The following is a 26,825-nucleotide window of genomic DNA, read 5'->3' as shown; positions in this document are numbered from 1 at the left end:
ATCTGTGGACAAGTTTTCCCGGGCCGATCCGTCCACATCCGCACTGGACAAGGTTGTGGACAACATGGGGGGCGACCTCGCAAGTGCGCGCCAGCGCTGGGCTCGTCCTGGATTGCCTCCGGAATAGGCAGCGAGGGCCCGACTGGTACACCGTTTGCATACAAAGCGGCAGAGAGTAGAAGCGTTCACCAGAATCAGGCGCCGTGCCTCGCCACGGGCCGCCGCCGGCACCGAGGTGAGGCGGCCCGGGCCTGAGGCGGTCGGAAATTGCTCTTGTGCCTCCGTTGTCGACAACCTCCTACGTGGAATCACCATGCTTTTTTCGCACCAGAAATTGATCGCCGCCGCCGCCCTGGCGGCCCTTGCCGGTTCGGCTTCGGCCCAGACGGTGAGCCTGTACGGCCTGGTCGACATGTCGGTCGGCTCGTTCCAGGCGGCGGGTGAAAGCAAGCTCAAGGCCGCCGAGAACGGCAAGATGACCACCAGCCACATCGGCTTTGCCGGGACGGAAGACCTGGGGGGTGGCCTGAAGGCGAAGTTCGCGCTGGAGAGCTTCCTGCGTGCGGACACCGGCAAGAGCGCCCGCTTCGACACCGATGCGTTCTGGGCCCGCAAGGCCATCGTCGGCCTGGAAAGCGCCACGCTGGGCAGCCTGACCCTGGGCCGCAACACCACGCCGCTGTTCGTCAGCACGGTGTCCTACAACGCCTTCGGCGACTCCTACGGCTTCTCGCCGTCGGTGCGCCACTATTTCGTCGGTGCGCTCTACGGTGACAGCGGCTGGAGCAACTCGGCGCTCTACACCAGCCCGACCTGGGGCGGCTTCAGCGCCTCGGCGCTGGTCAATGCCGGTGAAGGGGCCACGGGGGCCACCGGCCGCAACACCAGCGCGAGCGTCAAGTACGCCATCGCCGGCCTGTCGACGATGCTGACCTACCAGCAGGTCAAGAACGGCGTGGCGGTCTATCCCGCGGGCTTCGAGGCCCAGACCACGACCCAGCTCAACGCCTCCTACGATTTTGGTGTCGCCAAGCTGTTCGGCCAGTACGGCCAGGTCGAGACCGATGCGACGGTCGATGTCGAGACCCGGCTGTTCCAGGTCGGGGCTTCGGTGCCGGTCGGCTCGGGCGCCCTGCTGCTGTCCCACGGTCAGGCCCGGGAGGAGAAGGGCGCGGCCACCGTCACCCGCAAGACCACCTCCTTCGGCTACGACCACAAGCTGTCCCGGCGCAGCGATGTCTATGCGGTCTACATGAACGACAAGAAGACCAGCCTGTCGAGCGGCAACACCTTCGCGGTCGGCCTGCGCCACCGCTTCTGACGCGACTCGGGGCCGGTCTCGCGACCGGCTCCTCCGGAGCGGTCCGCGGGCCGGCGTCGCTCCGGAGCCGCCGGCCCGGGGATGCCGCAGCCGCTCAGGCCGCCAGGCGCAGCGTGGCCGGATCGGCCGGGGCCGAGGTGGTCCGGCGGTACATCTCGACGATGTGCTCGCCGGCGGTGATCGGCGGGTAGTGCGGCGGATCCTCCGCACTCCAGCAGCCGGCCAGGGCGCTGACCTGGGCGTGGTAGTCGATGTCGAAGAAGTAGGCCAGCGAGTGCCGCTCGCGCCGCACCTCGCCCTGGTGCACCCGGTGCAGCGTCGAGCGGTAGTGGTCGTTGGTCCAGCGCTGCATCATGTCGCCGAGGTTGACGACCAGGCTGCCCTCCATCGGTGGCACGTCGATCCACTCGCCGGCACGGTCGTGCACCTGCAGCCCGCCCGCGCTGTCCTGGGCCAGCAGCGTGAGGCCGCCCCAGTCGGTGTGGGCGCCGCAGCCGAGCTGGCCCGGCAGCGGCGGCACCGGTTCGGCCGGTGGCGCGGCGGGCGCGCCCGCACCGCTGCGGGGCCCGGGGTAGTGCAGCAGGCGCAGCACCGGCATCGGGTTGCGCATCGACGGCTCGAAGTGGTCCCGCGGCAACCGCAGGCCCAGGGCCATCAGGCCCATCAGCTGGCGCGAGACCCGCTGCATCGTGGCGGCGTAGACCTCGCAGGTGGACTGGAACCCCGGCACCAGGTCCTCGTCGGGCCACTGGTTGGGGCCGTGCTGCGGCGTGCCCGCACGCACCAGCGCATCGGTGTGGTCGCGGTCGACGCCCAGGTAGAAGCTCTCCTTCAGGTCGGGCGGGCGGGTCGGGTCGAGCGCCTGCCAGCCCACGGGATCGAAGCCGCGGTGCAGTCCGCCCGACCGGTCGATGTGCCAGCGCCGCTTGACGTCCTCGGGCAGCGCGAAGAAACGCCGGCTGAGCATGAACAGGTGACTGGTCAGCGCCAGCGGCACGCCATGGCCGATGACGTAGAAGAAGCCGTGTCGCCGGCAGGCGGCATCGATCTCACGGGCCAGTTCCAGCGTCGCCACGGCATCGCTGCCGAAGCTGCTGGCCAGGTCGATCACGGGCAGACGGTTCGCAGTCATGGCGGTCTCCTTGTCCTTGTGGCCGTGATTTGCAGGAGCTGTGCCAGCGTGGAGCCGCCGCGGCTGCGCCGATCGGGTGCGTCGCACCATGACGAACGCCTCCCGCAGGAGGCGTTGGCCGGTGGGCGCGGGCGGACGATCAGTCCTGGCGCTGGCGGCGGCGGCCCATCAGGCCGACGGCACCGAGTCCGGCCAGCATCAGCGCGAGGCTTTCCGGCTCCGGCACGGCCGAAGCCTGCACGCTCACCGAGAAGTCGTCGACGTGCAGGTAGTGCGGGTTGCCGACGGTCGCCACGCTGGCCTTGTCGATCGTGAAGGTGTAGGTGCCGGCGCTGAGCCCGGTGAAGGTGTCGGAGACGTAGTGCGCGTTCCAGGCCGAGGTCGAGCCGACGCCCGGGTTGAAGTTCTCCCCGGAGGCCGTGCCCAGCAGCGTGGAGCTGGTCAGCGCGCCGCCGCTGAACGAGACGTCGGCCGCGGTGGTGGCCGTCGTCTCGGTCGAGGCGTAGTAGAAGTCGAAGGACACGTCCGACGCCTGCGTCAGCGTCAGCGTGTACGTCAGCAGGCCGGTGTCCGCGACGTAGCGCAGGTACTGGTCGGTCGTGCTGCGGAAAATGCTGTCCGTCGAGCTGAACTCGGTGGCCAGCGTGCCGCTGTTGAAGTCATAGGTCGTGGTGGCCGCCTGGGCACCGAAGGTGGCGCCCAGCAGGGCGAGCAGCGTCAGGCGACGGGTGAGTTTCTGGAGCGTTGACATGGAGTGGGGCCTGTTTCGAATGGATTGCGGTGGGCCAATCCCGGCCACCACAACCGGCCGGTTCATGCTTCACATCCTAATCGGCACTCCTGTGTTCAGGGTGAAGGCCCCCCCTGGAGCCAGTCCCCTGAACTGCGGGGGATGCGGTCCGGAAGTCCGCCCGGTCGCCAAGACTGCACGCTTGACGGGCTGCACCGCCGCGGTGCAGCCGTCCGGTCAGTGTGCGTTGGAGCCGCGGTGTGCCCAGCCGGTGGTGCGCTTCTCGACGACGGAGAACAGCTCGTACATCACCATCGCCATCGCCCCGACCACGACCAGCCCGGCGAAGGCCAGGCCCATCTGCATCGAGCTGCCCGCCGAGATCAGCAGGTAGCCGATGCCCTCGTTGGCGGCGGTCATCTCGCTGACCGTGGTGCCGACGAAGGCCAGCGTGATCGCCACCTTCAGCGAGCCGTAGAAATAGGGCAGCGAGCGCGGCAGGCCGACCTTCATCAGCACGTCCCAGCGCCGCGCGCCCAGCACCCGCAGCACGTCCTCGAGCTCGGGCTCCAGCGTGGCCAGGCCGGTGGCGATGTTGACCATGATCGGAAAGAAGCTGATCAGGAAGGCGGTCAGGATCGCCGGCCCCACGCCGATGCCGAACCACACCACCAGGATGGGCACGAAGGCCGCCTTGGGCAGCGCGTTGAAGCCGGTCATCAGCGGGTAGATGGCGGTGTAGGCCATGCGCGAGCTGCCGATCAGGAAGCCCAGCAGCACGCCCACGACGATGGACAGGCCGAAGCCGGCCATCGTGACCCAGAAGGTGCGCCAGGCGTGGCCGGCGATGGTCGGGCCGAACTCCACCAGCGACTCGGCGATGCGCAGCGGGCTCGGGAAGATGAATTCGGAGACGTGGAAGCCGGTGCACAGCACCTGCCAGACCAGCAGCACCAGGGCCAGCAGGATCCAGGGCGAGTAGCGTTCGAGCGGTTTGGATGTCATGTCGAGGGTCCAGGGCGGAGGGGAACGGGGCGGCTCATCTCACTGCGCCACGGTGGCGCCGGGCTGGCGCATGGCGCCGATGTGGCCACGCAGTTCGTGCACGATGGCGGTGAACTCGGGCGAGTAGGTGACCTCGAGGTCACGCGGGCGCGGCAGGTCGATCTCGCGCTTGACCACGAAGCGGCCCGGGCTCTTGCTCATCACGTAGACCGTGTCGGCCAGGAAGACGCTCTCGCGCAGGTCGTGCGTCACCAGGATGACGTTGAACTTCTGCGCCGCCTGCAGGTCGCGCAGCGCGCACCACAGCTCCTCGCGGGTGAAGGCGTCGAGCGCGCCGAAGGGCTCGTCGAGCAGCAGCATCTTCGGTTCGTGGATCAGCGCCCGGCAGATCGATGCCCGCTGCTGCATGCCGCCCGAGAGCTGCCAAGGGAACTTGTCCTCGTAGCCGGCCAGGCCCACGCTCTGGAGCAGCTGGCGCGCCTTCTGCTCGTACTCGGCCTTCTTCTGCTTGAAGCTGGAGCGGTAGGGCTCGACGATCTCCAGCGGCAGCATGACGTTCTCCACCGTCGTGCGCCAGGGCAGCAGGTTGGCGGCCTGGAAGGCCATGCCGGTGATCTTCAGCGGGCCCTCGACATGCTGGCCGCCGATGGTGACCGTGCCCTTGCTGGGCATCTTCAGGCCGGTGGCCAGCTTCATGAACGTGGACTTGCCGCAGCCCGAGGGGCCGACGATGGCGATGAACTCGCCCTCGTGCACCTGCAGGTTGATGTCCTCGACCGCGAACTGTCCGTTGGCCAGCAGCTCGTCGTTGTAGGCCAGCCAGACGTCGCGGAAATCGACAAACGCACTCATCTCGGATTCCTTTCCCGGCGGGAAGGCGGTGATGGAAGGGCAGGGCGGGGACCGTGCCGCGATGGAGCGGTCCCAGCAAGGAGCGCGCCTCGCCGGCGCACCGGCAGGGTGCCGGGCGCCAGGGGCGGCGCACGCGGGCCGGCGCGGGCCCGCGCGGGGTCATTTCTTCGGGAAGATCGCGCGTTCGGCGGCCGACGGCAGGTAGCTGCCGTTCCACACCGCCTCGGGCTTGACACGCTCCTTCGTGCCGAAGGCGTCGGAGACCTGGCTGGCCATCAGGCTCAGGCGCGGGCCCTTGACGTCGCCGAAGCCTTCGGCGCGGGCGTCCGGGGTCAGCACCGTGGCGTCGAGCGTGAGCTTGAGGCGACGCAGCTCGAGCGCTTCGTTGATGATGCCGTCGCGGGCCTTGACGGTGGCGATGGCCGCCGTCGGGTCGGCGATCACGTCCTTCATGCCCTTGGTGAACGCCCGCAGGAAGGCCTTCACCGCCTCGGGATTCTTCTTCAGGAAGGTCTCGCCGACGATGATGGCGTTGCCGTAGAGCTTCACGCCGAACTGGGGATAGGGCAGCACCACGATGTCCTCGGACTTGACGCCGCGGGCCTCGAGGTTGAGCAGCGAGGTGAACGAGAAGCCGGTGATCGCGTCGATGTCCCCGCGCACCAGCATGGTCTCGCGCAGCGACGGGTCCATGCCGGTCCAGGTCACGGCGCCCACGCCGTTGGCCTTGGCGAAGATCGGCCAGGCCTTGCGGCCAGCGTCGAACACCGGGGCGCCGAGCTTCCTGCCGGTCAGGTCGGCAGGCTTGGCGATGCCACTCTTCTTGAGCGCGAGCACGGCCGCCGGCGTGTTGTTGTAGACCATCATCACCGCCACCGGCTTGTTCGGCACGGTCGGGTTGTTGGCCAGGAACTCCATCAGCGCGGCCAGGTCGGCAAAGCCCATGTCGTAGGTGCCCGAGGCGACCCGCGTGACCGTGCCGCCCGAGCCGTTGCCGGCGTCGACGGTGACGTCGAGCTTCTCGGCCTTGAAATAACCCTTGCTCACCGGCGTCAGGAAGAGCGAGGCCGGGCCTTCGAAGCGCCAGTCGAGCTGGAACTTGACGGGGGTTTCCTGGGCCATGGCGCCGGTGCTGCCGAACAGGCCGGTCGTGAGCGTGGCCGCCGAGGCGAGAGCGAGCAGGCTGCGGCGCAGCGTCGAGGGCTTGGACATGTGAGCGGACTCCTGGGGAGGCAGTCCCCTGTCGGGGCTGCCGGATGGGATCGAGGGGTGGACGGAGGTCGGCGGGACATCGTGGCGGCGCTCGATTCCGGCGGGACAGCGTCCATGCCGGTCGGCGCCTGTTCTTGGCTGGATTCGTCGGTTCGGTCGCGGCTTCAGTGCAGCAGGTCGAGCAGCGTTCGTGCCACGACCTGGGTGGCCCGCTTCAGGTCGGCCAGCTGCACGTGCTCATCGGCGCGCTTGGCATTGCTCTCGAGCACGGTGCGCGGGCCGGCACCGTAGATGACCGCGGGCACGCCGTATTCGCCGTACAGGCGCACATCGGTGTAGAGCGGGGTGCCGGAGGTCGGGATCGGCTCGCCGAACACCGCCTCGCCGTGGCGCTGCAGCGCCTGCACCAGCACCGCGTTGCCGCTCTGCGGCTGCAGGGCCCGGGCCAGCAGCAGGCGGCGCACCTCGACCCGGATGCCCGGGCAGTCCGCCACGACGGCGTCGATCAGCGCCCGCACCTCGGCCTCGACCGCGGTGGCGTCCTCCTCGGGGATCATGCGGCGATCCAGCTTCAGCACCACCTTGCCGGGCACGACGTTGGTGTTGCTGCCGCCTTCGATGCGGCCGACGTTCAGGTAGGGGTGGTCGATGCCGGCGATCGCCGAGCGCCGGCCCTCGAGCACCGTGTTGTGCGCGTACAGCGCCGTGAGCAGCCTGTTCGCGGCCTGCAGCGCGTCGACGCCGGTCCTCGGGAAGGCCGCGTGCGAGGCCAGCCCGTGCAGCGTGACCTCCATCTGCAGGCAGCCGTTGTGCGCGGTCACCACCTGGTAGCTGAAGCCGGCGGCGATCAGGTAGTCGGGCCGCGTCAGCCCTTGGCGCAGCAGCCAGCCGGGGCCGAGTTCACCACCGAACTCCTCGTCGTAGGTGAAGTGCAGCTCGACGCCGCCCTTCAGCGGCAGCCCGAGCGACTCCAGCGCGCGCACCGCGAACAGGTAGGTCGCGAAGTCGCTCTTGCTGACCGCGCTGGCGCGGCCGTAGAGCGCCCCGTCGACCACCTCGCCACCATACGGATCTTGGTGCCAGCCTTCGCCGGGCGGCACCACGTCGCCGTGGGCGTTGAGCGCGATGGTCGGCCCCGCCGCATAGCGGCGCCGCACGATCAGGTTGGTCAGCGAGCCCAGGCCGCAGGCCTGCACCTCGGCCTCGGGCACGGGGTGGCGCTCGACGGCGAAGCCGCAGGCCTCCAGCAGGCCGGCCGTGCGCTCGGCGTGTGGTGCGTTGTGGCCCGGCGGGGTGTCGGTGGGCACCTGCACCAGGGCCTGCAGCGTGCGGACCTCCTCGTCGAAGTGCTGCTCGATCCAGGCGTCCAGCTGCGGATAGAACGTGTCGTTGGTCGTGTTCAAGGGTGCTCCTCGGCAAGCTGATGCAGCAGGTGGTCAAAGGCCTCGCAGGCCAGTTGCATGTCGTCGCAGGTGGTCGACTCGAGCGGGTTGTGGCTGATGCCGCCGTTCTCGCCCCGCACGAAGAGCATGGCCTGGGGCATGATCTCGTGCAGCTTCATCGCGTCATGACCGGCGCCGCTGGGCAGGTGGAACAGCGGCAGGCCCAGCGACTGCACGGCCCGCTCCCAGAGCGCCTGCAGCGGTGCGGCGCTGGGGGCGGCGGAGGCGACCATCGTCTCCTCGAGCCGCACGCCCACGCGACGGCGCTCGGCGATGCGCGTGAGCTGCTGGCGGATGTCGGCCACCAGCGCGTTGCGCTGGGTGTTTCTGGGCGCGCGCAGGTCCAGGCTGAAGCGGCAGCGTCCGGGCACGACGTTGATCGAGCCGTCGGGCACCTGCAGCAGGCCGACGGTGGCCACCGAGTCCTCGTCGGCCAGCGCGCGCGCCTCGGCATAGAGCGCCAGCTCGGCCACCGCCGTGGCCGCGTCGCGGCGGCGGTTCATCGGCGTGGTGCCGGCGTGGCTGGCCTGGCCGGTGACCTCGCCGAGGTAGCGTGCGCTGCCGTTGATCGAGGTGACGATGCCCAGCGGCAGCAGCTCCTCGTCGAGCACCGGTCCCTGCTCGATGTGCACCTCGACGAAGCCCAGGTACTGGCTCACGTCACGAGCCAGGTCCTGGATGACCGACATCTCGCCGGGCAGGCCGGCGGCCCGCATGGCCGCATGCATCGGGATGCCGGCCGCGTCGGTCTGTTCCAGCCAGGCCGGATCGAAGCTGCCGGTCAGCGCGCTCGAGCCGAGGAAGGTGGCCTTGTAGCGCTGGCCTTCCTCTTCCGCGAAGCCGACCACCTCGATCGAGTAGGGCAGGCGCCGGCCCGCCCGGGCCAGCTCGCGCACGGTGGCCACGGCCACCAGGATGCCGAGCCGGCCGTCGTAGCGGCCGCCCTGGCGCACCGTGTCGTAGTGCGAGCCGGTCAGCAGGCGCGGTGCGCCCGGGCCGCTTGCCGCGTGGTAGAGCCCGACCACGTTGCCGACCGCGTCGCGGCCCACCTCGTCGAAGCCGGCCTCGCGCATCCAGTCCGCCAGCTGCCGCGCGCAGGCCTGGTGGGCCGCGGTCAGGTAGGTGACGGTGAGCTGGCCGGGCTCCTGCGCCTCGGTGTGCGTCGCCCAGGCTTCGCACCAGTCCCACACCTGTTGGCCCAGCCGCGGCGGCAGGGCCAGTTTCTCGGTCAGGCGGATCTGCGCGATGCGGTGGATGTTGCGCAGGCTCTCGGCGAACTCGGTGTCGCGGCTGCCGTGCAGGCGCCGCTCGAAGGTGGCGATGATCTGCTGGCGGGTCAGCCCGGTGCCGCGCGGGCCGCGCACCGCCAGGATGAAGGGCCAGCCGAAGCGGCCGTTGTACTGCGTGTTGAGCTGCTGGAGGCGGCTGAACTCCTCGGGGCTGCAGGCGGTCAGGCCGGCGCGGCTCTGCTCGTCGGTCGACTCCGCCGTCAGCGACTGCGCCACCATGGCCTTGCCGGCGAGCTCGGGGTGGGCGCGGATCAGCGCGAGCTGCTCGGCCTCGCTGGCCTCGCGCACGCTGCACGCCAGGTCATGCAGCAGGTGCGCCAGGCTCAGGTGCCCGCCCGCGGGCCGGCGCGCCCAGGCACGTTCGGCCACCCAGGGCGAATGTTCGTAGGTGCCGTCCAGCAGCGCGACGAAGGTCGGCTGGTCGGCGGCGTTGAGCGTGTGCAGGTCCAGGGGCGTGTGCATGGCGGGCCTCATTCCCAGACGAAGGCGCGGTCCGCGTCGAACGGATGGGTGTCGCGCCAGTGGCGGGCGATGTCCACCCGGCGGCAGATCCAGACCCGGTGGTGGGACTGCACGTGGTCGAGGAAACGCTGCAGCGCCCGCATGCGCCCGGGCCGGCCCAGCAGGCGGCAGTGCATGCCGATGCTCATCATCGCGGGGCGCTCGTCGCCTTCAGCGTAGTGCACGTCGAAGGCGTCCCGCAGGTATTCGAAGAATTCGTCGCCGTGGCTGTAGCCCTGCGGCAGCGCGAAGCGCATGTCGTTGCAGTCCAGCGTGTAGGGCACGACCAGGTGGGGCGCGAGCGCGCCGTCGGTCCGGCGCACCTGCAGCCAGAAGGGCAGGTCATCGCCGTAGTAGTCGCTGTCATAGAGCAGGCCGCCGTGGTCGGCCACCAGGCGCCGGGTGCCGGGGCTGTCGCGGCCGGTGTACCAGCCCGCCGGGCGATCGCCGGTGAGCTGCTCGATGATGGCCATCGCCTGCTGCATGTGCTCACGCTCGACCGCCTCGTCGACGTTCTGGTAGTGGATCCACTTCAGCCCGTGGCAGGCGATCTCGTGGCCCAGTTCCTTGAAGGCCGCCGTCAGCTCGGGGTGGCGCTGCAGCGCGGTCGACACGCCGAACACCGTCAGCGGCAGCTCGCGCCGCTCGAACTCGCGCAGGATGCGCCAGACGCCGACCCGCGAGCCGTACTCGTAGATGCCCTCCATGCTGAGGTGGCGGGCCGGGAAGCTCGGCGGGTTGAACATCTCGGAGAGGAACTGCTCGCTGCCGGCGTCGCCGTGCAGCACCGAGTTCTCGCCGCCCTCCTCGTAGTTCAGTACGAACTGCACGGCCACGCGGGCGTGGCCCGGCCAGCGGGCGTGGGGCGGGTTGCGGCCATAGCCGGCCAGGTCGCGGGGATAACGGTTCATCGCTGGGGCTCCCTTCGAAGGCGGTCAGGTGGCAGGGTCGTCCGCACCGGGCCCGGCCGGCGGGACCAGGGCGGTGGCCAGGTCGTTGATGCGCGGGTTCAGCCGCAGGTTGCGCTCGACGTTGCCGATGTGGCCGGCCATCAGCGCCACCGCGGCGTCGGCGTCGTGGCGCGCCAGCGCGTCGACGATGGCGACATGCTCGTCCTGGGAATGTTCGGCCGAGTGCGAGCTCTGGTACATCAGCGAGATCAGCGAGCTGCGGCTGAGCAGATCGGTCAGCAGCTGGGCCAGCACCTCGTTGCCGAGCTGGCGGGCCAGCACGACGTGGAAATCGGCCAGCAGACGGGTGCGTCCGGTCACGTCGGTGCGGCCGACCGCCTCGCGCTCGGCCTGCAGGTGGGCGCGCAGCTGGGCGACCTGCTCGTCGGTGATCGACGCCGCGAGCTGGCGCACCATCGAGCTCTCCAGCATCTGGCGCACCTCGAAGACCTGGCGCGCCTCTTCCACGCTGGGGCGTGCCACGAAGGCGCCGCGCGCCGGCTCGAGCGTGACCAGCCGGTCGCGGCTGAGCTGGTTGAGCGCCTGGCGCACCAGCGTGCGCGAGACCTTGAAGATGTCGGCGATCTGCTGCTCGGCGAGCTTGGTGCCAGGCATCAGGCGGCGCTCCACCACGGCCGTGGTGATCGCGTCGGCGATGCGCTGGGTCATGTTGTGGCGCGCCGGACTGCCGGCGGCGACCAGGTCGTCGGTGGCATCGATGGCGGTTTCCACGGCGACCGTGAGGGTGTCTTCGGACATGGGAGGCGGCGGGTTGGGCGGATCGACCGGGGTGCTGTTCGATTGACTGCAAAGTGTATACACTTTTGAAAACAGTGCAATCAGACGCTGCGGTCCGCAGCAGAAAGGCCGCCCGATGGGCAAGCTCACCACCCATGTGCTCGACACGATGAACGGCTGCCCGGCGGCGGGCATGGCCGTCGCGTTGTGGCGCGTGGCGCCCGATGGCAGTGCACGCTGCCTGCAGTCCCTGGTGCTCGATAGCGATGGTCGTGCCAGCGGCCCGCTGCTCGAGGGCGAGGGCCTGCAGCCCGGTCGCTACCGGCTGTCGTTCGAGGTCGGCGCCTACTTCCGTGCGCGGGGCGTGACCCTGCCCGAGCCGCCTTTCCTCGACACTGTGCCGCTGGACTTCGGCCTGGCCGACCCCGGCGCCCACTACCACGTGCCCCTGCTGGTGAGCCCGTGGAGCTATTCCACCTACCGCGGCAGCTGACATGGAAACCTATCTGCTCGACTGGGCCAACCTGCTGCTGCGCTGGCTGCACGTGATCACGGCCATCGCCTGGATCGGTTCGTCCTTCTATTTCGTCTGGCTGGACAACAGCCTGGTGCCCCCCGAAGACGAGGCGGTGCGCCGCGAGGGCGTGGGCGGCGAGATCTGGTCGGTGCACGGCGGCGGTTTCTACAACGCGCGCAAGTTCCCGCTCGGCCCGAAGCGCATGCCCGAGCAGCTGCACTGGTTCTACTGGGAGAGCTATTCGACCTGGCTGTCGGGCTTCGGGCTGTTCACCGTGCTCTACCTGTGGAACGCGGGCACCTTCCTGGTCGACAAGGGCCGCATGGACTGGTCGCCGATGGCCGCCGGGGCCGCGGCACTGGGCTTCCTGGTGGCCGGCTGGGTGGTCTACGACCTGATCTGTCGCCTCGTCGGCCAGAAGAAGGCGGCCGACGGCACGCTGTCGACCGGCAACGACACGCTGGTGCTGGCGCTGCTCTTCGTCTACACGGTGGCGGCCACCTGGCTGGCCTGCCAGCTGTTCGCCGGGCGGGCGGCCTTCCTGCTGATGGGGGCGATGCTGGCGACGATCATGAGCGCCAACGTGTTCTTCTGGATCATCCCCGGCCAGCGCACCGTCGTGGCCGACCTGAAGGCGGGCCGGCCGCTGCAGGCCATCTTCGGCCAGCGGGGCAAGCAGCGCAGCGTGCACAACACCTATTTCACGCTGCCGGTGCTGATCGCGATGCTGAGCAACCACTACGGCATGCTCTACGAGGGCCCGCACAACTGGCTGGTGCTGAGCGTGCTGATGCTGGTGGGCGCGCTGGTGCGGACCTTCTTCGTCGCCCGCCACAAGGGCCGCGTGCTGTGGCCGCTGGTCGGGCTGGCGCTGGGCCTGCTGGTGGCGCTGATCGTCGGGCTGCGCCCGGCGGCGCCGGTCGCCCGCGTGGCGACGGTGCCCACGCTGGCCGAGGTCCGGCAGGTGGTGGCGCAGCGCTGCGTGCTCTGCCACAACGCGCAGGTGCAGAACAAGGGCGTGGCGCTGCACACCCCGGAGCTGCTCGTCGCCCATGCGCTGCAGATCCGCCAGCAGGTGGTGCTGCAGCGCCTGATGCCGATGAACAACGCGACGCAGATCACCGAGGACGAGCGGGCGCTGCTCGATCGCTGGGTGCAGGCCGGGGCACCGATCACGCCCTGAGGCGGGCTGACGTCCTTCTGACCGGCGGGCGGCGGCCCGGCCGCTTCAGCGAATCAAGGTGCCCGCTGTGCTTGCTTCAGCGCGCGGGCACGGGCCGATCTGGTGCGCGGGCACTGACACGGGGCGCCTCCGATGGCATCTTGATGTGCCCTGCAACAGCCTCGTCGAGGTGAATGGACGGGCGCCAGCGGCCAGCAGACCCCGTACCTGCTCGACGAGGCGCTGAGCGACGCGTTTGCCGCGGCGTCAACGAGACGTCTTTGCGGCCTGCGGGATGTCCCGGGTCGCCCTACACTCGAATCGCTGCAGTGCAGCATGGCCGGGGCGGCAGACAGGCCAGGGGGGCGGGTCGTCGGCCACGGCCCGATTCGGAGATGCGCATGCCTGTCCTTTCCTGGTCGTCCTGGCGACCGCGCCAGATCGGCGCCCTGATGGTCCTGGTGCTCGGTCCGATGCTGGCGCTGCAGGGCTGTGCAGCCCCCGGTCCGGTGCCGCCCGACGCGACGATCGTCGTGCGGGCCAAGGGGGTGCCCTGGTCCGGCGTGGGGCCGGTGATGGAGCTGCGGGTCGATGCCCAGCCGGTCGGCCGGGTCGAGGTCCGCTCCACCACGGGGCAGGACTACCGTTTTGTCGTCGATCACCTGCCGGCGTCCTCGGCGATCGACGTCGTCTTCCTCAACGATGCGCAGGCCGGCGGCGGTGACCGGCGTCTGCTGGTCGAGCGTGTCCATGTGCAGGGGGTGCCGCTGGACCTGGCGCAGTCCCAGGTGGTCTACGACCGCGGCGCCATCGGTGTCGCCAGCCTGGTGCCCGGGCGCAGCGAGCTGGCCCGGGCCGGCACGCTGCGCTTCAGCGGCCCGCCCGCCTGCCCGACGGGCAGTCCCTCGCGCACCGCCTGCATCGTGCCGGTGGTGCGGGCGCCGACCGGCTGCGACACCGGGCAGTTCTGCTCGGTGGTGGGGCTGAACGTCAAGTTCTCGCAGGGGCAGCCGCTGTCGGACATCCCGATGGTGCAGGACCTCGGGGTGCGCTGGGTGCGCGACTGGGAGCTGCCGTCGGCCATCGAGCCGTCCCCGGGCCGGTTCGTCGCCATGCCCGAGGGCTTGAAGCGCCGGCTCGAGTACTATCGTGACCACGGCATCGGCGTGGTCTACATCATGCAGCTCGGCAACGAGCAGGCCTACCCGAACCAGCCCTACGAGCCGGTGGCCTACGGGCGCCGCGCGGTGGAGATCGCCCGGCAGCTGCGGGCGATCGGCGTGCGCTTCGTGCTGGAGATCGGCAACGAGCCGCACAACGAGATCACCAAGGTGTTCGGCGGGCAGTGGCAGGGCAAGCTGCCGTCGGCCTGGCTGAGCCACTACGCCGGCATGGTGCGCGAGGCGGTCCGGCAGGTGAAGGCCCACGAGGCCTCGGTCAAGCTGCTGTCGGACGACGACATGTGGATCATCCACTACTGGCTGCTGGAGGCCGGCCTGCCGCCTGATCTGGACGGGTTCGCCGTGCACCCCTATCACCCGGGCTACCCCGAGCTGGCCGCGGTGGCCCATGACACCGACTGGACGGCGCCCTTCCAGGTCGTGGACCCGGACCGCTCGGTGGCCTCCGCGGTGCGGCGCCTGCGCGAGCAGGGCGCGGCCCGGTTCGGCCGCACGCCCGAGATCTGGGTGACCGAGGTCGGCTGGACCTACGGCGGCCAGGAGCCGTCGACGGTCAGCGAGCAGGTGATGGCCGCCTACCTGCCACGCTCGTTCATCACGCTGGCGGCCGCCGGGGTCGAGTCGGTGCAGTGGTTCTCGTCGCAGGATTCGGTCGACGGCCCGTTCGGGCTGCTCACCAACGACCGGGCACGCCGCAAGCCCTTCTTCACGATGCAGGTGATGTCGCGCGAGCTGGGTGGCTACCGGCAGCAGGCCCAGGTGCTGGGCTCGACCTCGCCGGCCGAGGGGGTGCACGTGCACGCCTTCAAGGGGGCGAAGGACCGCAAGCTGGTGGCCTGGTCGGTGGACGGAGCCCGGCGCACCGTGCGGCTGGCGCCGACGCTGGGGGCGTCGGCGGCCGTGGGCATGACGGGGCAGGCACTGGGCCTGCGTCGGGATGCCGCGGGGCAGGCCTCGATCGAGGTCGGCTCCGATCCGGTCTACATCACCCTGACCGGACCGGGCCTGCCCGGCGTGCTCACGGTGTCGGCGCACTGAGCGCCGACGGAGAAGGTGCCGCTTACAGCACCTTCTTGATCGAGGCGGCCACGTACTCGATGTTGCGGCTGTTCAGCGCGGCCACGCAGATGCGGCCCGAGTCGACGCCGTAGACGCCGAACTCGCTGCGCAGGCGCTCCATCTGCGGCTTGGTCAGGCCGGAGTAGCTGAACATGCCCTGTTGGCGCGTGATGAAGCTCAGGTCGAGGTCGACACCGGCGGCGGCCAGCTTCTCGACCAGCGCGACGCGCATCTGCTTGATGCGCACGCGCATGCCGGCCAGCTCCTCTTCCCACATCGCCCGCAGCTCGGGGGTGTTGAGCACCGTGGCCACGACCTGGGCGCCGTGCGTCGGCGGGTTGGAGTAGTTGGTGCGGATGACGATCTTCAGCTGCGACAGCACGCGCGTCGCCTCTTCCTTGCTGGCGCACAGCACCGACAGCGCGCCCACGCGCTCGCCGTAGAGCGAGAAGCTCTTGGAGAACGAGGTCGAGACGAAGAAGTCCAGGCCGGCGTCGACGAACTGCTGGATCACCGCGCCGTCCTCGGCGATGCCGTTGCCAAAGCCCTGGTAGGCCATGTCGAGGAAGGCCACCAGGCCCTGCGACTTGACGGCGTCGATCACCTGGGCCCACTGCTCGGGCGTGATGTCGTAGCCGGTCGGGTTGTGGCAGCAGGCGTGCAGCACGACGACGGTGCCCGGCGCGGCCGCGCGCAGCGTGGCGATCATGCCGGCGAAGTTGATGCCCTTGTTCTCGGCGTCGTAGTAGGGGTAGGTGCCCACGTTGAAGCCGGCGTTGGTGAACAGCGCGCGGTGGTTCTCCCAGCTCGGGTCGGAGATCAGCACCTGGGCATCGGGCGACAGGCGCTTGAGGAAGTCCGCGCCGATCTTCAGGCCGCCGGTGCCGCCGATGGCCTGCACGGTGGCCACCCGGCCGCCGGTGACGACGGCGCTGTCGGCGCCGAACACCAGGCCCTGCACGGCCTTGTCGTAGGCGGCGATGCCGTCGATCGGCAGGTAGCCGCGGGCCTTGGGGGCCTCCATCATCTGCTGCTCGGCGGCGCGCACGCACTTGAGCAGGGGCAGCTTGCCCTCATCGTCGTAGTACACGCCCACGCCCAGGTTGACCTTGGCGGGGTTGGTGTCTGCGGCAAATTGTTCGTTCAGACCCAGGATCGGGTCGCGGGGGGCCATTTCGACGGCGGACAGGAGGGACATGGGCAAACCTGTGAGGTGGTGGGCGGACGTTGTGAAACCGGAACCTCGTGTGAGGTAGGCTGCTGGTTTGGCGCAATTTTACGGTGGGGTGGCAGCAGCATGACGGAGCTCGCAATCGAAGGGGGAAAACCTGGCGGTGATCCAGCCGGTACCGAGGCCCCCGCCGGGGAGCTCGTGAGCTTTCCGGGGTCTCCTTTCCAGCTGTTCATGCCCTATCCGCCCGCGGGCGACCAGCCCGCGGCGATCGCCAAGCTGTGCGAGGGCGTCGAGGACGGCCTGAGCTACCAGACCCTGCTGGGCGTGACCGGTTCGGGCAAGACCTTCACGATGGCCAACGTGATCGCCCGGATGGGGCGTCCGGCCATCGTCTTCGCGCCCAACAAGACGCTGGCGGCCCAGCTCTACGCCGAATTCCGGGAGTTCTTCCCGAAGAACGCCATCGAGTACTTCGTCAGCTATTACGACTATTACCAGCCCGAGGCCTACGTGCCTCAGCGCGACCTGTTCATCGAGAAGGACAGCTCGATCAACGAGCACATCGAGCAGATGCGGCTGTCGGCCACCAAGAGCGTGCTGGAGCGGCGTGACACGGTCATCGTGGCCACGGTCAGCGCGATCTACGGCATCGGCAAGCCCGAGGACTACACCCAGATGCGCTTCATCGTGCGCAACGGGGACAAGATCGGCCAGCGTGACGCGATCGCCCAGCTGATCCGCATGCAGTACACCCGCAACGACACCGATTTCACGCGCGGCACCTTCCGGGTGCGGGGCGACACGATCGACGTCTTCCCGGCCGAGCACTCCGAGCTGGCGGTCCGCCTGGAGCTGTTCGATGACGAGGTCGAGGCCATCCAGCTCTTCGACCCGCTGACCGGCAGGATCCGCCAGAAGATCCCGCGCTTCACGATCTACCCGTCGAGCCACTACGTGACCCCGCGCGAGCGCGTGCTGGTCGCCATCGAGGGCATCAAGAACGAGCTGCGCACCCGCCTGGCCGAGTTCGTCAGCCAGGGCAAGCTGGTCGAGGCCCAGCGCCTGGAGCAGCGCACCCGCTTCGATCTGGAGATGATGCAGGAGGTCGGCCACTGCAAGGGCATCGAGAACTACAGCCGCCACCTCTCCGGCGCGAAGCCGGGCGATCCCCCGCCCACGCTGGTGGACTACATGCCGCCCGACGCGCTGATGCTGCTCGACGAGAGCCATGTGCTGATCGGCCAGCTCGGCGGCATGTACAACGGCGACCGGGCGCGCAAGACCACGCTGGTCGAGTACGGCTTCCGCCTGCCCAGCGCGATGGACAACCGGCCGCTGAAGTTCGACGAGTTCGAGACCAAGATGCGCCAGTGCATCTTCGTGTCGGCCACGCCGGCCGACTACGAGAAGAACCACGCCGGCCAGGTGGTCGAGCAGCTGGTGCGCCCGACCGGGCTGGTCGACCCGCTGATCGAGGTGCGCCCGGCGGGCAACCAGGTCGACGACGTGCTGCAGGAGATCCGCCTGCGCGTCGAGGTCGGCGAGCGGGTGCTGATCACGACGCTGACCAAGCGCATGTCCGAGCAGCTGACCGACTACCTGGCCGAGAACGGCGTCAAGGTGCGCTACCTGCATTCCGACATCGACACGGTCGAGCGGGTCGAGATCCTGCGTGACCTGCGCCTGGGGGCCTTCGACGTGCTGGTGGGCATCAACCTGCTGCGCGAGGGGCTGGACATCCCCGAGGTCTCGCTGGTGGCGATCCTCGACGCCGACAAGGAAGGCTTCCTGCGGGCCGAGCGCAGCCTGATCCAGACCATCGGGCGGGCGGCGCGCAACGTCAACGGCCGCGCCATCCTCTATGCCGACCGCATCACCGAGTCGATGCGCAAGGCCATCGGCGAGACCGAGCGCCGCCGCGAGCGCCAGATCGCCCACAACCTGGCGATGGGCATCACGCCGCGTGGCATCCGCAAGCACATCAAGGAGCTGATCGACGGGGTCTACGGCGACAAGCCGGGGCGCGACGACCAGGTGGTCGAGCATGCGGCCGCCGAGGTCGAGGTGCTGTCCGAGAAGGACCTGGGCAAGCGCATCAAGCAGCTCGAGAAGCAGATGCTCGAGCATGCGAAGAACCTCGAGTTCGAGAAGGCCGCCCGGGTGCGCGACCAGCTGGCGCTGCTGCGCGAGCAGGCCTTCGGGGCCTCCGGCGGCGGCGATGCGCTGCTGGCGGCCCCTGCGGCCGCGTCGAAGGGGCGATCGTGAGCGCGCCCGGGCCGGTCCGCATCCTGATGGTCTGCCTGGGCAACATCTGCCGCTCGCCGAGCGCCGAGGCGGTGCTGCGTCACCGCGTCGCCGCCGCCGGGCTGGGCGACCGGGTGCTGATCGACTCCGCCGGCACCCACGCCGGCCATGCCGGCCAGCCGCCCGACCCGCGCAGCATCGCCCATGCCGCGCGCCGGGGCTACGACCTGGCCGGCCTGCGGGCCCGGCGTGTCGCCTCTGGAGACTTCGCGACATTCGATCGAATCCTCGCGATGGACAGGGATAATCTCGATCATCTCTTGACGGTCTGTCCGTCCAACCTGCAGTCCCGCGTCGGGCTGCTGATGGACTACGCGCCTGCCGGCTCTCCCCCGGTCGTGCCCGATCCCTACTACGGTGGCGGAAACGGTTTCGAACGGGTGCTCGATTTGATTGAACTGGCGTGTGGCGGACTGGTCGAAGACTTGCTGACACAGGGCAGGGCCGTGGGTGGTCCTGCACGCCGGAACGAAGCTCGTTATAATCGAGTAAATCACTCGGGATAACGGGCGGGACTGATCCGGCTGGCTCTGCGGTGCTCTCCACGGAGGCGCTGCAGCTTGCGAGTTGAAGGAGTACACAGAGATGCGTTTGACGACCAAAGGACGGTTTGCCGTCACCGCCATGATCGATCTGGCCCTGCGGGAACACGGCGGGCCGGTGGCGCTGGCCGCCATCAGCAGCCGGCAGCAGATCTCGTTGTCCTACCTGGAGCAGCTGTTCGGCAAGCTGCGCCGGCAGGAGCTGGTGGAAAGCACCCGGGGTCCCGGCGGTGGTTATTCGCTGGGACGCAAGGCCGAGGACATCACGGTGGCCGACATCATCGTCGCCGTGGACGAAGCCATCGACGCCACCGGCTGTGGCGGGGGTGGTCACTGCATGGGGGACGACTCGGGTCGCTGCATGACGCACGACCTGTGGTCCAGCCTGAACGCCAAGATGCTGGAGTACCTGAACTCGATCTCGCTCAAGAGCCTGGTGGACGACCAGCTGGCTCGGGGCGTGTCGGTGGAAGAGGCTCCCATCAAGCGGGCGATCTCGACCCAGCCGGTCGTGAAGCCCATCAAGATCACCGCGCCGAACTCCGTGTTCGCCCTCGGTTCCGCTCTATCGAAGTGAACGCTGGCGGCCCGGCGGTCGATGGTCGACCGTCCAGGCTGGCACAGCGCAGGACATACTGATCATGGACATGACGCCGCACTTTCCCATCTACATGGACTACGGCGCGACCACCCCGGTCGACCCGCGCGTGGTCGACGCCATGGTGCCGTGGTTGCGTGAGCATTTCGGCAACCCCGCCTCGCGCAGCCATGCGTGGGGCTGGGAAGCGGAAGAGGCCGTCGAGAAAGCCCGCGTCCAGGTGGCCGAGCTGATCGGCGCCGACCCGCGCGAGATCGTCTGGACCTCCGGCGCGACCGAGTCCAACAACCTCGCCATCAAGGGCGCGGCCCACTTCTACCAGACCCGCGGCAAGCACATCATCACGGTGAAGACCGAGCACAAGGCCGTGCTCGACACCACCCGCGAGCTGGAACGCCAGGGCTTCGAGGTGACCTACCTCGACGTGCAGGCCGACGGCCTGCTCGACCTCGACCGGCTGCGTGCGGCGTTCCGCCCGGACACCATCCTCGTGTCGGTGATGTTCGTCAACAACGAGATCGGCGTCATCCAGGACATCCCGGCCATCGGCGCGATGTGCCGCGAGCGTGGCGCGGTCTTCCACGTCGACGCGGCCCAGGCCACCGGCAAGGTGGCCATCGACCTGGCCACGCTGCCGGTCGACCTGATGAGCTTGGCCTCGCACAAGACCTACGGCCCCAAGGGCATCGGTGCGCTGTACGTGCGCCGCAAGCCCCGCATCCGCCTGGAGGCGCAGATGCATGGTGGCGGCCACGAGCGTGGCATGCGCTCGGGCACGCTGCCCACGCACCAGATCGTCGGCATGGGGGTCGCGTTCGAGCTGGCCCGCCTGGAGATGGCCGAGGAGCAGGTCCGCATCCGCGGCCTGCAGCAGCGTCTGCTGGCGGGTCTGGCCGACATCGAGCAGGTCTTCATCAACGGCGATCTCGAGCGCCGCGTGCCGCACAACATCAACGCTTCCTTCAACTACGTCGAAGGCGAGTCGCTGATCATGGGGGTCAAGGGGCTGGCGGTGTCCTCGGGCTCGGCCTGCACCTCGGCCAGCCTGGAGCCGAGCTACGTGCTGCGTGCCCTGGGTCGCAGCGACGAGCTGGCGCATTCGAGCCTGCGCATGACCATCGGCCGCTTCAGCACGGCCGAGGAGATCGACTACGCGGTCTCCACCCTGAAGGACCGGGTGGCCAAGCTGCGCGAACTGTCGCCGTTGTGGGACATGTACAAGGACGGTGTCGACATCAGCACCATCCAGTGGAGCGCGCACTGACACGCGCACCCGGGCTGCGGCCCGCTGACGAGGAGTATCAAACATGGCATACAGCGACAAGGTCATCGACCACTACGAACATCCGCGCAACGTCGGCGCCTTCGCCAAGGACGACGAATCGGTGGGCACCGGCATGGTGGGCGCACCGGCCTGCGGCGACGTGATGAAGCTGCAGATCAAGGTCGACGCGGTCACCGGCCGCATCGAGGACGCCCGCTTCAAGACCTACGGCTGCGGCTCGGCCATCGCGTCGAGCTCGCTGGTGACCGAGTGGGTCAAGGGCAAGACGCTCGACGAGGCCCTGGCCATCAAGAACACCCACATCGCCGAAGAACTGGCGTTGCCCCCCGTCAAGATCCACTGCTCGATCCTGGCCGAGGACGCGATCAAGGCGGCCGTGGACGATTACAAGGCCCGGCATGCTGGCTGATTCCACCGTGAGCGCCGAGCCGGCTGCCTGCGGCACGGAGCGCGGCGAGTTGCAGCCGGCTCCGGCAGCGTTGTCGCGCCTGCCGGGCATGGCCGTGACGATGTCGGAGGCGGCGGCCCGCCACATCACCCGCTACCTGGGCCGTCGTGGCAAGGGGGTCGGCGTGCGCCTGGGGGTCAAGACCACCGGCTGCTCGGGTCTGGCCTACAAGCTCGAGTACGCCGATGACATCGCCCCCGAGGACCATGTCTTCGAGAGCCACGGCGTGAAGATCCTGATCGATCCCAAGAGCCTGCCCTACCTGGACGGCACCGAACTCGATTTCGTTCGCGAGGGACTCAACGAAGGCTTCAAGTTCCACAACCCGCGCGAGAAGGATCGCTGCGGTTGCGGGGAATCCTTCCGCGTCTGAACCGGCGGGCCTGCCGAGCGCGGCGGGCCGTTCGTCTTTTCTCCGACAATCGGCACGTGTCGACCCCGTCGCGCCCGCCATCGCGCGGGCGTCGTTCATCCTGCGCGGGTGGACATCGCCCCGTCGGCCACGGGGCATCGGATTTGCAACGGACGGTCTTCCTTCTCGATGCCGGCAGATGCCACCATGAACCTCACCGATTCCGACTTCGAACTTTTTGGCCTGCCCGTGCGCTACACGCAGGACCGGGCCGAGATCGACGCCCGCTGGAAGGCCCTCCAGGCCGAGGTGCACCCTGACCGCTTCGCCTCCGACGGCGCGGCCGCCCAGCGGGTGGCCATGCAGTGGGCCATCCGGGTCAACGAGGCCTACCAGCGCCTGAAGGATCCGCTCAAGCGCGCCGCCTACCTGTGCGAGCTGCATGGGGCGGCCATCGAGGCGGAGAACAACACCGCCATGCCCGGTGCCTTCCTGATGCAGCAGATGGAATGGCGCGAGGCGCTGGACGAGGCCCGCGGGGTCGAGCAGGTCGAGCGCCTGGCCGACGACGTGCAGCGCCACGAGCAGCGCCTGCACACGCAGCTCGCCAGCCTCATCGATGAGCGCCAGGACTGGTCCGCCGCGGCTGGCCAGGTGCGAGCCCTCATGTTCGTGGCCCGATTCGCGGCCGATGTAGACCGGCGCCTCGATGCGCTGGACCAGTGATCACTCCATGGCACTCCTTCAGATCTCCGAACCTGGGCAATCGCCCGATCCGCATCAACGCCGCATCGCGGTGGGCATCGACCTCGGCACGACCCACTCGCTGGTCGCCGCCGTGCGCCATGGCGTGGCCGAATGCCTGCCCGACGCCCAGGGTCGGGCGATCCTGCCGTCGGCCGTGCGCTACCTGCCCGGTGGCGGGCGTCGCATCGGTGCCGAGGCGCTGGCCGCCCAGGTCGAGGATCCCCGCAACACCATCGTCTCGGTCAAGCGGCTGATGGGCCGGGGCCTGGACGACCTGCAGGGCCGTGCCCAGTGGCCCTACGAATTCGTCGACCGTCCGGGCATGGTCAGCCTGGCCACGGTCGATGGCGTGAAGACGCCGGTGGAGGTGTCCGCCGAGATCCTGGCCGCGCTGCGCCAGCGTGCCGAGGACAGCTTCGACGCCGAGCTCTACGGTGCGGTGATCACCGTGCCGGCCTATTTCGACGACGCCCAGCGCCAGGCGACCAAGGATGCGGCCCAGCTGGCCGGCCTGCAGGTGCTGCGCCTGCTCAACGAACCCACGGCCGCGGCGATCGCCTACGGCCTGGACAACGCGGTCGAAGGCCTCTATGCCGTCTTCGACCTGGGCGGTGGCACCTTCGACATCTCCGTGCTGCGCCTCGCGCGCGGGGTCTTCGAGGTCGTGGCCGTCGGAGGCGATTCGGCGCTGGGGGGGGATGACTACGACCTGGCGCTGGCCCGCGTGCTGGCGCAGCGCGATGGCGGGACCTCGCTGGACACGCTGTCGGCCTCCGACCGGCGCCGCATGCTCGAGCGCGCCCGGGCGATCAAGGAGGCCCTGACCGCCGAGCCGCAGCAGGCCTACGAGCTGACCCTGGAGGCCGGCACGCTGCAGGGCGTGTGCAGCCGCGGCGACCTCGAGGCGGCCACGGCCGAGCTCACCGCCCGCACGATCACGCTGATGAAGCGCGTGCTGCGCGACGCCCGCCTGCGCCCCGACGAGCTGCAGGGCACGGTCATGGTGGGCGGCTCGACCCGCATGCCGGCCGTGCGTGCGGCGGTCGAGTCCCTGTGCGGCCGCGCGCCGCTGGTCAACCTCGATCCCGACCAGGTCGTCGCGCTGGGGGCGGCGGTGCAGGCCAATGCCCTGGCAGGCAACTCGGCCGACGGTGAGCTGCTGCTGCTCGACGTGATCCCGCTGTCGCTGGGCCTGGAAACCATGGGTGGCCTGGTCGAGCGGGTGATCGAGCGCAACGCCACCATCCCGACGGCCAAGGCCCAGGACTTCACCACCTTCAAGGACGGCCAGACCGCCATGGCCGTGCACGTGGTGCAGGGCGAGCGGGAGCTGGTCAGCGATTGCCGGTCGCTGGCGCGGTTCGAGCTGCGTGGCATCCCGCCGATGGTCGCCGGTGCGGCGCGCATCCGCGTGACCTTCCAGGTCGATGCCGACGGCCTGCTGTCGGTCAGCGCGCGGGAGCTGGGCTCGGGGGTCGAAGCCTCCATCCTGGTCAAGCCCAGCTACGGCCTGGCCGACGACCAGATCGCCTCGATGCTGCGCGACGGCTTTTCCCACGCCGAAGAGGACATGCACCGCCGCGCGCTGACCGAGGCCCGCGTCGACGCCGAACGCCTGGCGCTGGCGACCCAGGCCGCCCTCGATGCCGACGGTGACCTGCTCGACGGCAGCGATCGCGACGACATCGACACCCTGCTGGCCCGTCTGGGCATGGCCCTGAGCCAGAACGACCTGCGCCAGATCGAGGCCGCGACCCAGGCGCTGACCGACGGCACCGAAGCGTTTGCCGCCGCCCGCATGAACCGGGGCATCCGCCAGGCCCTCACCGGCCGGCGCCTCGAAGAACTCTGATCCCCCACCGCACCATGACCATCATCAAGATCCTCCCCCACCACGAGCTGTGCCCCGAGGGCCGCGTGCTGGACGTCGCGCCCGGCACCAGCCTGTGCGAGGCGCTGCTGGAAAACGGCATCGAGATCGAGCATGCCTGCGAGATGAGCTGCGCCTGCACCACCTGCCACGTCATCGTGCGCGAAGGCCTCGCCTCGCTCAACGAGGCGCAGGAGGAAGAGGAAGACCTGCTCGACCGGGCCTGGGGCCTGGCGCCGCAGTCGCGCCTGAGCTGCCAGGCCATCGTCGCCCGCGAGGACCTCGTCGTCGAGATCCCGCGCTACACCATCAACCACGCCCGCGAGCACCACTGAGCGCGGCGCGTTGCCTGGATCACCATGCGACAGCTCTTCCTTGACACCGAAACCACCGGTCTGTACGCCGATCAGGGGGATCGTGTGGTCGAATTCGGCTGCGTCGAGTTCGTCAACCGCCGCCCGACCGGCAACGACCTGCATTTCTACTTCAACCCCGAGCGGCCATGCCACGAAGAGGCGGTGCGGGTCCACGGCCTGACCGACACCTTCCTGGCCACGAAGCCGAAGTTCGAGGTGCACGCGCCGGAGATCGTCGAGTACCTGCGCGGGGCCGAGATCGTCATCCACAACGCCGCGTTCGACGTCGGCTTCCTCGATGCCGAGTTCCGCCGCCTGGGCCTGTCGCGCTTTGCCGATCATGTCGAGGGCATCGTCGACACGCTGCCCATGGCGCGGGCGATGTTCCCCGGCAAGGGCAACTCGCTGGATGCGCTGTGCCGCCGCCTGGAGGTGGACAACAGCAACCGAACGCTGCACGGCGCCCTGCTCGACGCCCGGCTGCTGGCCGAGGTCTACATCCGCCTGACCCGTGGCCAGGATGCGCTGCTCATGCACGACGAGGACGAGCAGGGCGGCTCGTCCGCCGGCAGCGAGTCGAACATCGAGCTGGCCGTCGACCTGAAAAGCTTCGACCTGCCGGTGCTGGCCGGCAGCCCGGCCGAGCGCCAGGCCCACGACACCATGCTCGCCGATCTGGACAAGGCCAGCGGTGGAAAAACAATCTGGCGAAAAGTGCTTGCATCCGCCTGATTCCATGCCATAATGACATTCTTCGCAGCGAAGAGCAAACAAGCAAATCGCTGCAACCCGATCGGGTGCAACCCATTCGGGCGGTTAGCTCAGCGGTAGAGCACTGCCTTCACACGGCAGGGGTCGCAGGTTCGAACCCTGCACCGCCCACCAGGATTTCCTAAAGAAATCAACGACTTACGCCACCCTCGGGTGGCGTTTTCGTTTCTAGTGTCCTAAAAGTGTCCTAAACGCCCTCGGATGGCGCTGGACATCGACCCCTGATTTGTACGCCTCTTGGGCGTGAGTTCACGGTGGTGTCCGCCATGAGGCGTCTCGGTGCACCTCGTTCAACGGTGGCAGTTGTCGTGATTTTTGTCACGATTTCATCCCGTCGTTCCTTTGTCCCCCCTCGTCCGCTTCTATACCTCCCTGCGCGTCGTTGGACGCCACCGGTTGTCCGCAGCACTTCCCCCGCTGCGGCGAAGGGCAGATTGATTTGACTGAGGACACATCGCCGGCCACCTTTGGGGGTGGAGTGATGTTCGATGAAGACGATGAACGCGGCCGGAACGCCGCTGCTGAAGCTGCCTGAAGTGCTGGCGCTTTTCCCGGTGAGCCGTGCCGGTTGGTACCAAGGCGTCAAAGTAGGGCGCTATCCCGCGCCTGTGAAGCTTGGCGCACGGTCGGTGGCTTGGCGCCGGGCTGACGTTGAGAAGCTGATTGCGGAACTTGGCCATGGCGACGCACAGCACTGAGCCGGCGGATTTGCCAGCGTTCGCTCGCCTGGCCCGCTGGTGGCATTTGCCCCCGGTCTTTTCCGGTCGCAGGCGAAAGATGGGCAGACCGCGTGCGTGCAACTGGAGTACCAAGCTGGCGCCTTCACCTACTGGCTGGTCGGCCCCGAACTGGGCGTGACTGAGCTGCGTGTGCTCCAAGCGCTTGTCGCACTGGGGACGAGGCAACAGGGCCGTGTCTCCAACAGACCCGCCACCGTCGGCGACAGTCCGCTGGACAAAGTCAGGTGGCTTCTCGGTCAGGCAGCTCAGGTCGCGAGTGCCGTTCGCCTGAGCGGACTCGGAGGGAGGAGAGATGAACGTACTGCTACCGCCAATGAAGGCCCTTGTGTCTGCAACATACACCCGAAGCAGGCCCCTAGCCTGCATCGCGCATGAGATTGAGCTTCACGCGGTAGCTGAACGCGGTCGACGGGTGCATACGCGCGGAGTAGCCGGAAGCCCGCACGGTTTATTGAACCGGCCCGGGAATTGTGGAGGCTCCAACCTTTGAGAAGATGGAGCCATGAACAAGTCGAACAAGTTCTCACCTGAGGTCCGCGAGCGCGCG

At 68.9% G+C, this 26,825-nt stretch carries 25 protein-coding genes and 1 tRNA gene; 16 read left to right on the top strand and 10 right to left on the bottom strand.

Annotated features, from left to right (window positions below; translation table 11 throughout):
- Positions 1-313: 313 nt before the first annotated feature.
- Positions 314-1,321 (top strand): porin, encoded by a 1,008-nt coding sequence (locus C7444_RS17910; protein ID WP_110402225.1) that lies wholly within the window; start codon positions 314-316, stop codon positions 1,319-1,321.
- A 94-nt stretch (positions 1,322-1,415) separates the two neighbouring features.
- Here the strand turns inward: C7444_RS17910 and C7444_RS17905 are convergent, their stop codons facing one another.
- The 9 genes from C7444_RS17905 to C7444_RS17865 all read right to left on the bottom strand — a co-directional run bounded on the left by C7444_RS17905 (position 1,416) and on the right by C7444_RS17865 (position 11,103).
- Complete coding sequence (locus C7444_RS17905) at positions 1,416-2,453, bottom strand: isopenicillin N synthase family dioxygenase (protein WP_110402224.1); 1,038 nt, start codon at positions 2,451-2,453, stop codon at positions 1,416-1,418.
- A gap of 139 nt (positions 2,454-2,592) precedes the next feature.
- Complete coding sequence (locus C7444_RS17900; protein WP_110402223.1) at positions 2,593-3,204, bottom strand: FxDxF family PEP-CTERM protein; 612 nt, start codon at positions 3,202-3,204, stop codon at positions 2,593-2,595.
- 216 nt (positions 3,205-3,420) lie between these two features.
- Positions 3,421-4,188: an ABC transporter permease gene (locus tag C7444_RS17895; protein ID WP_110402222.1), complete on the bottom strand. Its 768-nt coding sequence runs from the start codon at positions 4,186-4,188 to the stop codon at positions 3,421-3,423.
- A gap of 39 nt (positions 4,189-4,227) precedes the next feature.
- Complete coding sequence (locus C7444_RS17890) at positions 4,228-5,040, bottom strand: ABC transporter ATP-binding protein (protein WP_110402221.1); 813 nt, start codon at positions 5,038-5,040, stop codon at positions 4,228-4,230.
- 159 nt (positions 5,041-5,199) lie between these two features.
- Positions 5,200-6,252, bottom strand: coding sequence for an ABC transporter substrate-binding protein (locus C7444_RS17885; RefSeq protein WP_110402220.1), 1,053 nt, complete (start codon positions 6,250-6,252; stop codon positions 5,200-5,202).
- Positions 6,253-6,416: 164 nt separating this feature from the next.
- Positions 6,417-7,655 carry a M20/M25/M40 family metallo-hydrolase gene (locus C7444_RS17880; protein ID WP_110402219.1) on the bottom strand — a complete coding sequence of 413 codons (1,239 nt, stop codon included), beginning with the start codon at positions 7,653-7,655 and terminating at the stop codon, positions 6,417-6,419.
- Complete coding sequence (uraD, locus tag C7444_RS17875; protein ID WP_110402218.1) at positions 7,652-9,445, bottom strand: 2-oxo-4-hydroxy-4-carboxy-5-ureidoimidazoline decarboxylase; 1,794 nt, start codon at positions 9,443-9,445, stop codon at positions 7,652-7,654. Before uraD ends, C7444_RS17880 begins: the two co-directional genes overlap by 4 nt.
- 8 nt (positions 9,446-9,453) lie before the next feature.
- On the bottom strand, positions 9,454-10,395 hold the full coding sequence (puuE, locus tag C7444_RS17870; RefSeq protein WP_110402217.1) for an allantoinase PuuE: 942 nt from the start codon (positions 10,393-10,395) through the stop codon (positions 9,454-9,456).
- Between the two features lie 24 nt (positions 10,396-10,419).
- Positions 10,420-11,103: a GntR family transcriptional regulator gene (locus C7444_RS17865; protein WP_110402262.1), complete on the bottom strand. Its 684-nt coding sequence runs from the start codon at positions 11,101-11,103 to the stop codon at positions 10,420-10,422.
- Positions 11,104-11,308: 205 nt separating this feature from the next.
- Between C7444_RS17865 and uraH the strand changes: the two genes are divergently transcribed.
- The 3 genes from uraH to C7444_RS17850 all read left to right on the top strand — a co-directional run bounded on the left by uraH (position 11,309) and on the right by C7444_RS17850 (position 15,070).
- Positions 11,309-11,665: a hydroxyisourate hydrolase gene (gene uraH, locus C7444_RS17860; RefSeq protein WP_110402216.1), complete on the top strand. Its 357-nt coding sequence runs from the start codon at positions 11,309-11,311 to the stop codon at positions 11,663-11,665.
- A 1-nt stretch (position 11,666) separates the two neighbouring features.
- Positions 11,667-12,872 carry a urate hydroxylase PuuD gene (locus C7444_RS17855; RefSeq protein WP_110402215.1) on the top strand — a complete coding sequence of 402 codons (1,206 nt, stop codon included), beginning with the start codon at positions 11,667-11,669 and terminating at the stop codon, positions 12,870-12,872.
- 380 nt (positions 12,873-13,252) lie between these two features.
- The gene (locus C7444_RS17850; protein ID WP_146219437.1) at positions 13,253-15,070 is read left to right on the top strand and encodes a carbohydrate-binding domain-containing protein; all 1,818 of its coding nucleotides are present in this window, start codon (positions 13,253-13,255) and stop codon (positions 15,068-15,070) included.
- A 22-nt stretch (positions 15,071-15,092) separates the two neighbouring features.
- On the opposite strand, the gene C7444_RS17845 is transcribed toward C7444_RS17850, so the two are convergent.
- Entirely contained in the window at positions 15,093-16,289 is a 1,197-nt protein-coding gene (locus C7444_RS17845) for an amino acid aminotransferase (protein ID WP_110402213.1), read from the bottom strand.
- A gap of 99 nt (positions 16,290-16,388) precedes the next feature.
- Between C7444_RS17845 and uvrB the strand changes: the two genes are divergently transcribed.
- The 12 genes from uvrB (at position 16,389) to C7444_RS17785 (ending at position 26,236) form a co-directional block, all read left to right on the top strand.
- Complete coding sequence (gene uvrB, locus C7444_RS17840) at positions 16,389-18,530, top strand: excinuclease ABC subunit UvrB (protein WP_110402212.1); 2,142 nt, start codon at positions 16,389-16,391, stop codon at positions 18,528-18,530.
- Positions 18,531-18,556: 26 nt separating this feature from the next.
- On the top strand, positions 18,557-19,075 hold the full coding sequence (locus C7444_RS17835) for a low molecular weight protein-tyrosine-phosphatase (RefSeq protein WP_110402261.1): 519 nt from the start codon (positions 18,557-18,559) through the stop codon (positions 19,073-19,075).
- A 79-nt stretch (positions 19,076-19,154) separates the two neighbouring features.
- Positions 19,155-19,688, top strand: a complete 534-nt coding sequence (locus C7444_RS17830; protein WP_110402211.1) for an Rrf2 family transcriptional regulator — start codon at positions 19,155-19,157, stop codon at positions 19,686-19,688.
- A gap of 64 nt (positions 19,689-19,752) precedes the next feature.
- Positions 19,753-20,973 (top strand): IscS subfamily cysteine desulfurase, encoded by a 1,221-nt coding sequence (locus tag C7444_RS17825; protein ID WP_110402210.1) that lies wholly within the window; start codon positions 19,753-19,755, stop codon positions 20,971-20,973.
- A gap of 43 nt (positions 20,974-21,016) precedes the next feature.
- Positions 21,017-21,403, top strand: a complete 387-nt coding sequence (gene iscU, locus C7444_RS17820; RefSeq protein WP_110402209.1) for a Fe-S cluster assembly scaffold IscU — start codon at positions 21,017-21,019, stop codon at positions 21,401-21,403.
- A gap of 88 nt (positions 21,404-21,491) precedes the next feature.
- Positions 21,492-21,815 carry an iron-sulfur cluster assembly protein IscA gene (gene iscA / locus C7444_RS17815; protein ID WP_110402260.1) on the top strand — a complete coding sequence of 108 codons (324 nt, stop codon included), beginning with the start codon at positions 21,492-21,494 and terminating at the stop codon, positions 21,813-21,815.
- 186 nt (positions 21,816-22,001) lie between these two features.
- Complete coding sequence (gene hscB, locus C7444_RS17810; protein WP_110402208.1) at positions 22,002-22,520, top strand: Fe-S protein assembly co-chaperone HscB; 519 nt, start codon at positions 22,002-22,004, stop codon at positions 22,518-22,520.
- Between the two features lie 7 nt (positions 22,521-22,527).
- Positions 22,528-24,393 carry a Fe-S protein assembly chaperone HscA gene (gene hscA / locus C7444_RS17805; protein ID WP_110402207.1) on the top strand — a complete coding sequence of 622 codons (1,866 nt, stop codon included), beginning with the start codon at positions 22,528-22,530 and terminating at the stop codon, positions 24,391-24,393.
- A gap of 14 nt (positions 24,394-24,407) precedes the next feature.
- Positions 24,408-24,746: an ISC system 2Fe-2S type ferredoxin gene (fdx, locus tag C7444_RS17800; RefSeq protein ID WP_110402206.1), complete on the top strand. Its 339-nt coding sequence runs from the start codon at positions 24,408-24,410 to the stop codon at positions 24,744-24,746.
- Between the two features lie 24 nt (positions 24,747-24,770).
- Positions 24,771-25,499, top strand: a complete 729-nt coding sequence (gene dnaQ / locus C7444_RS17795) for a DNA polymerase III subunit epsilon (RefSeq protein WP_110402205.1) — start codon at positions 24,771-24,773, stop codon at positions 25,497-25,499.
- Positions 25,500-25,577: 78 nt separating this feature from the next.
- Positions 25,578-25,652, top strand: a tRNA-Val gene (locus C7444_RS17790).
- 374 nt (positions 25,653-26,026) lie between these two features.
- A complete protein-coding gene (locus C7444_RS17785; protein WP_245909625.1) occupies positions 26,027-26,236 on the top strand; it encodes a helix-turn-helix transcriptional regulator in 210 nt (69 codons plus the stop codon).
- Positions 26,237-26,825 lie beyond the last annotated feature (589 nt).

The organism is Sphaerotilus hippei, assembly GCF_003201595.1.
Classification (GTDB): Bacteria; Pseudomonadota; Gammaproteobacteria; order Burkholderiales; family Burkholderiaceae_C; genus Sphaerotilus; species Sphaerotilus hippei.
Note: the sequence above shows the minus strand (reverse complement) of the source record. Positions and strands in the feature narration are given on the sequence as shown.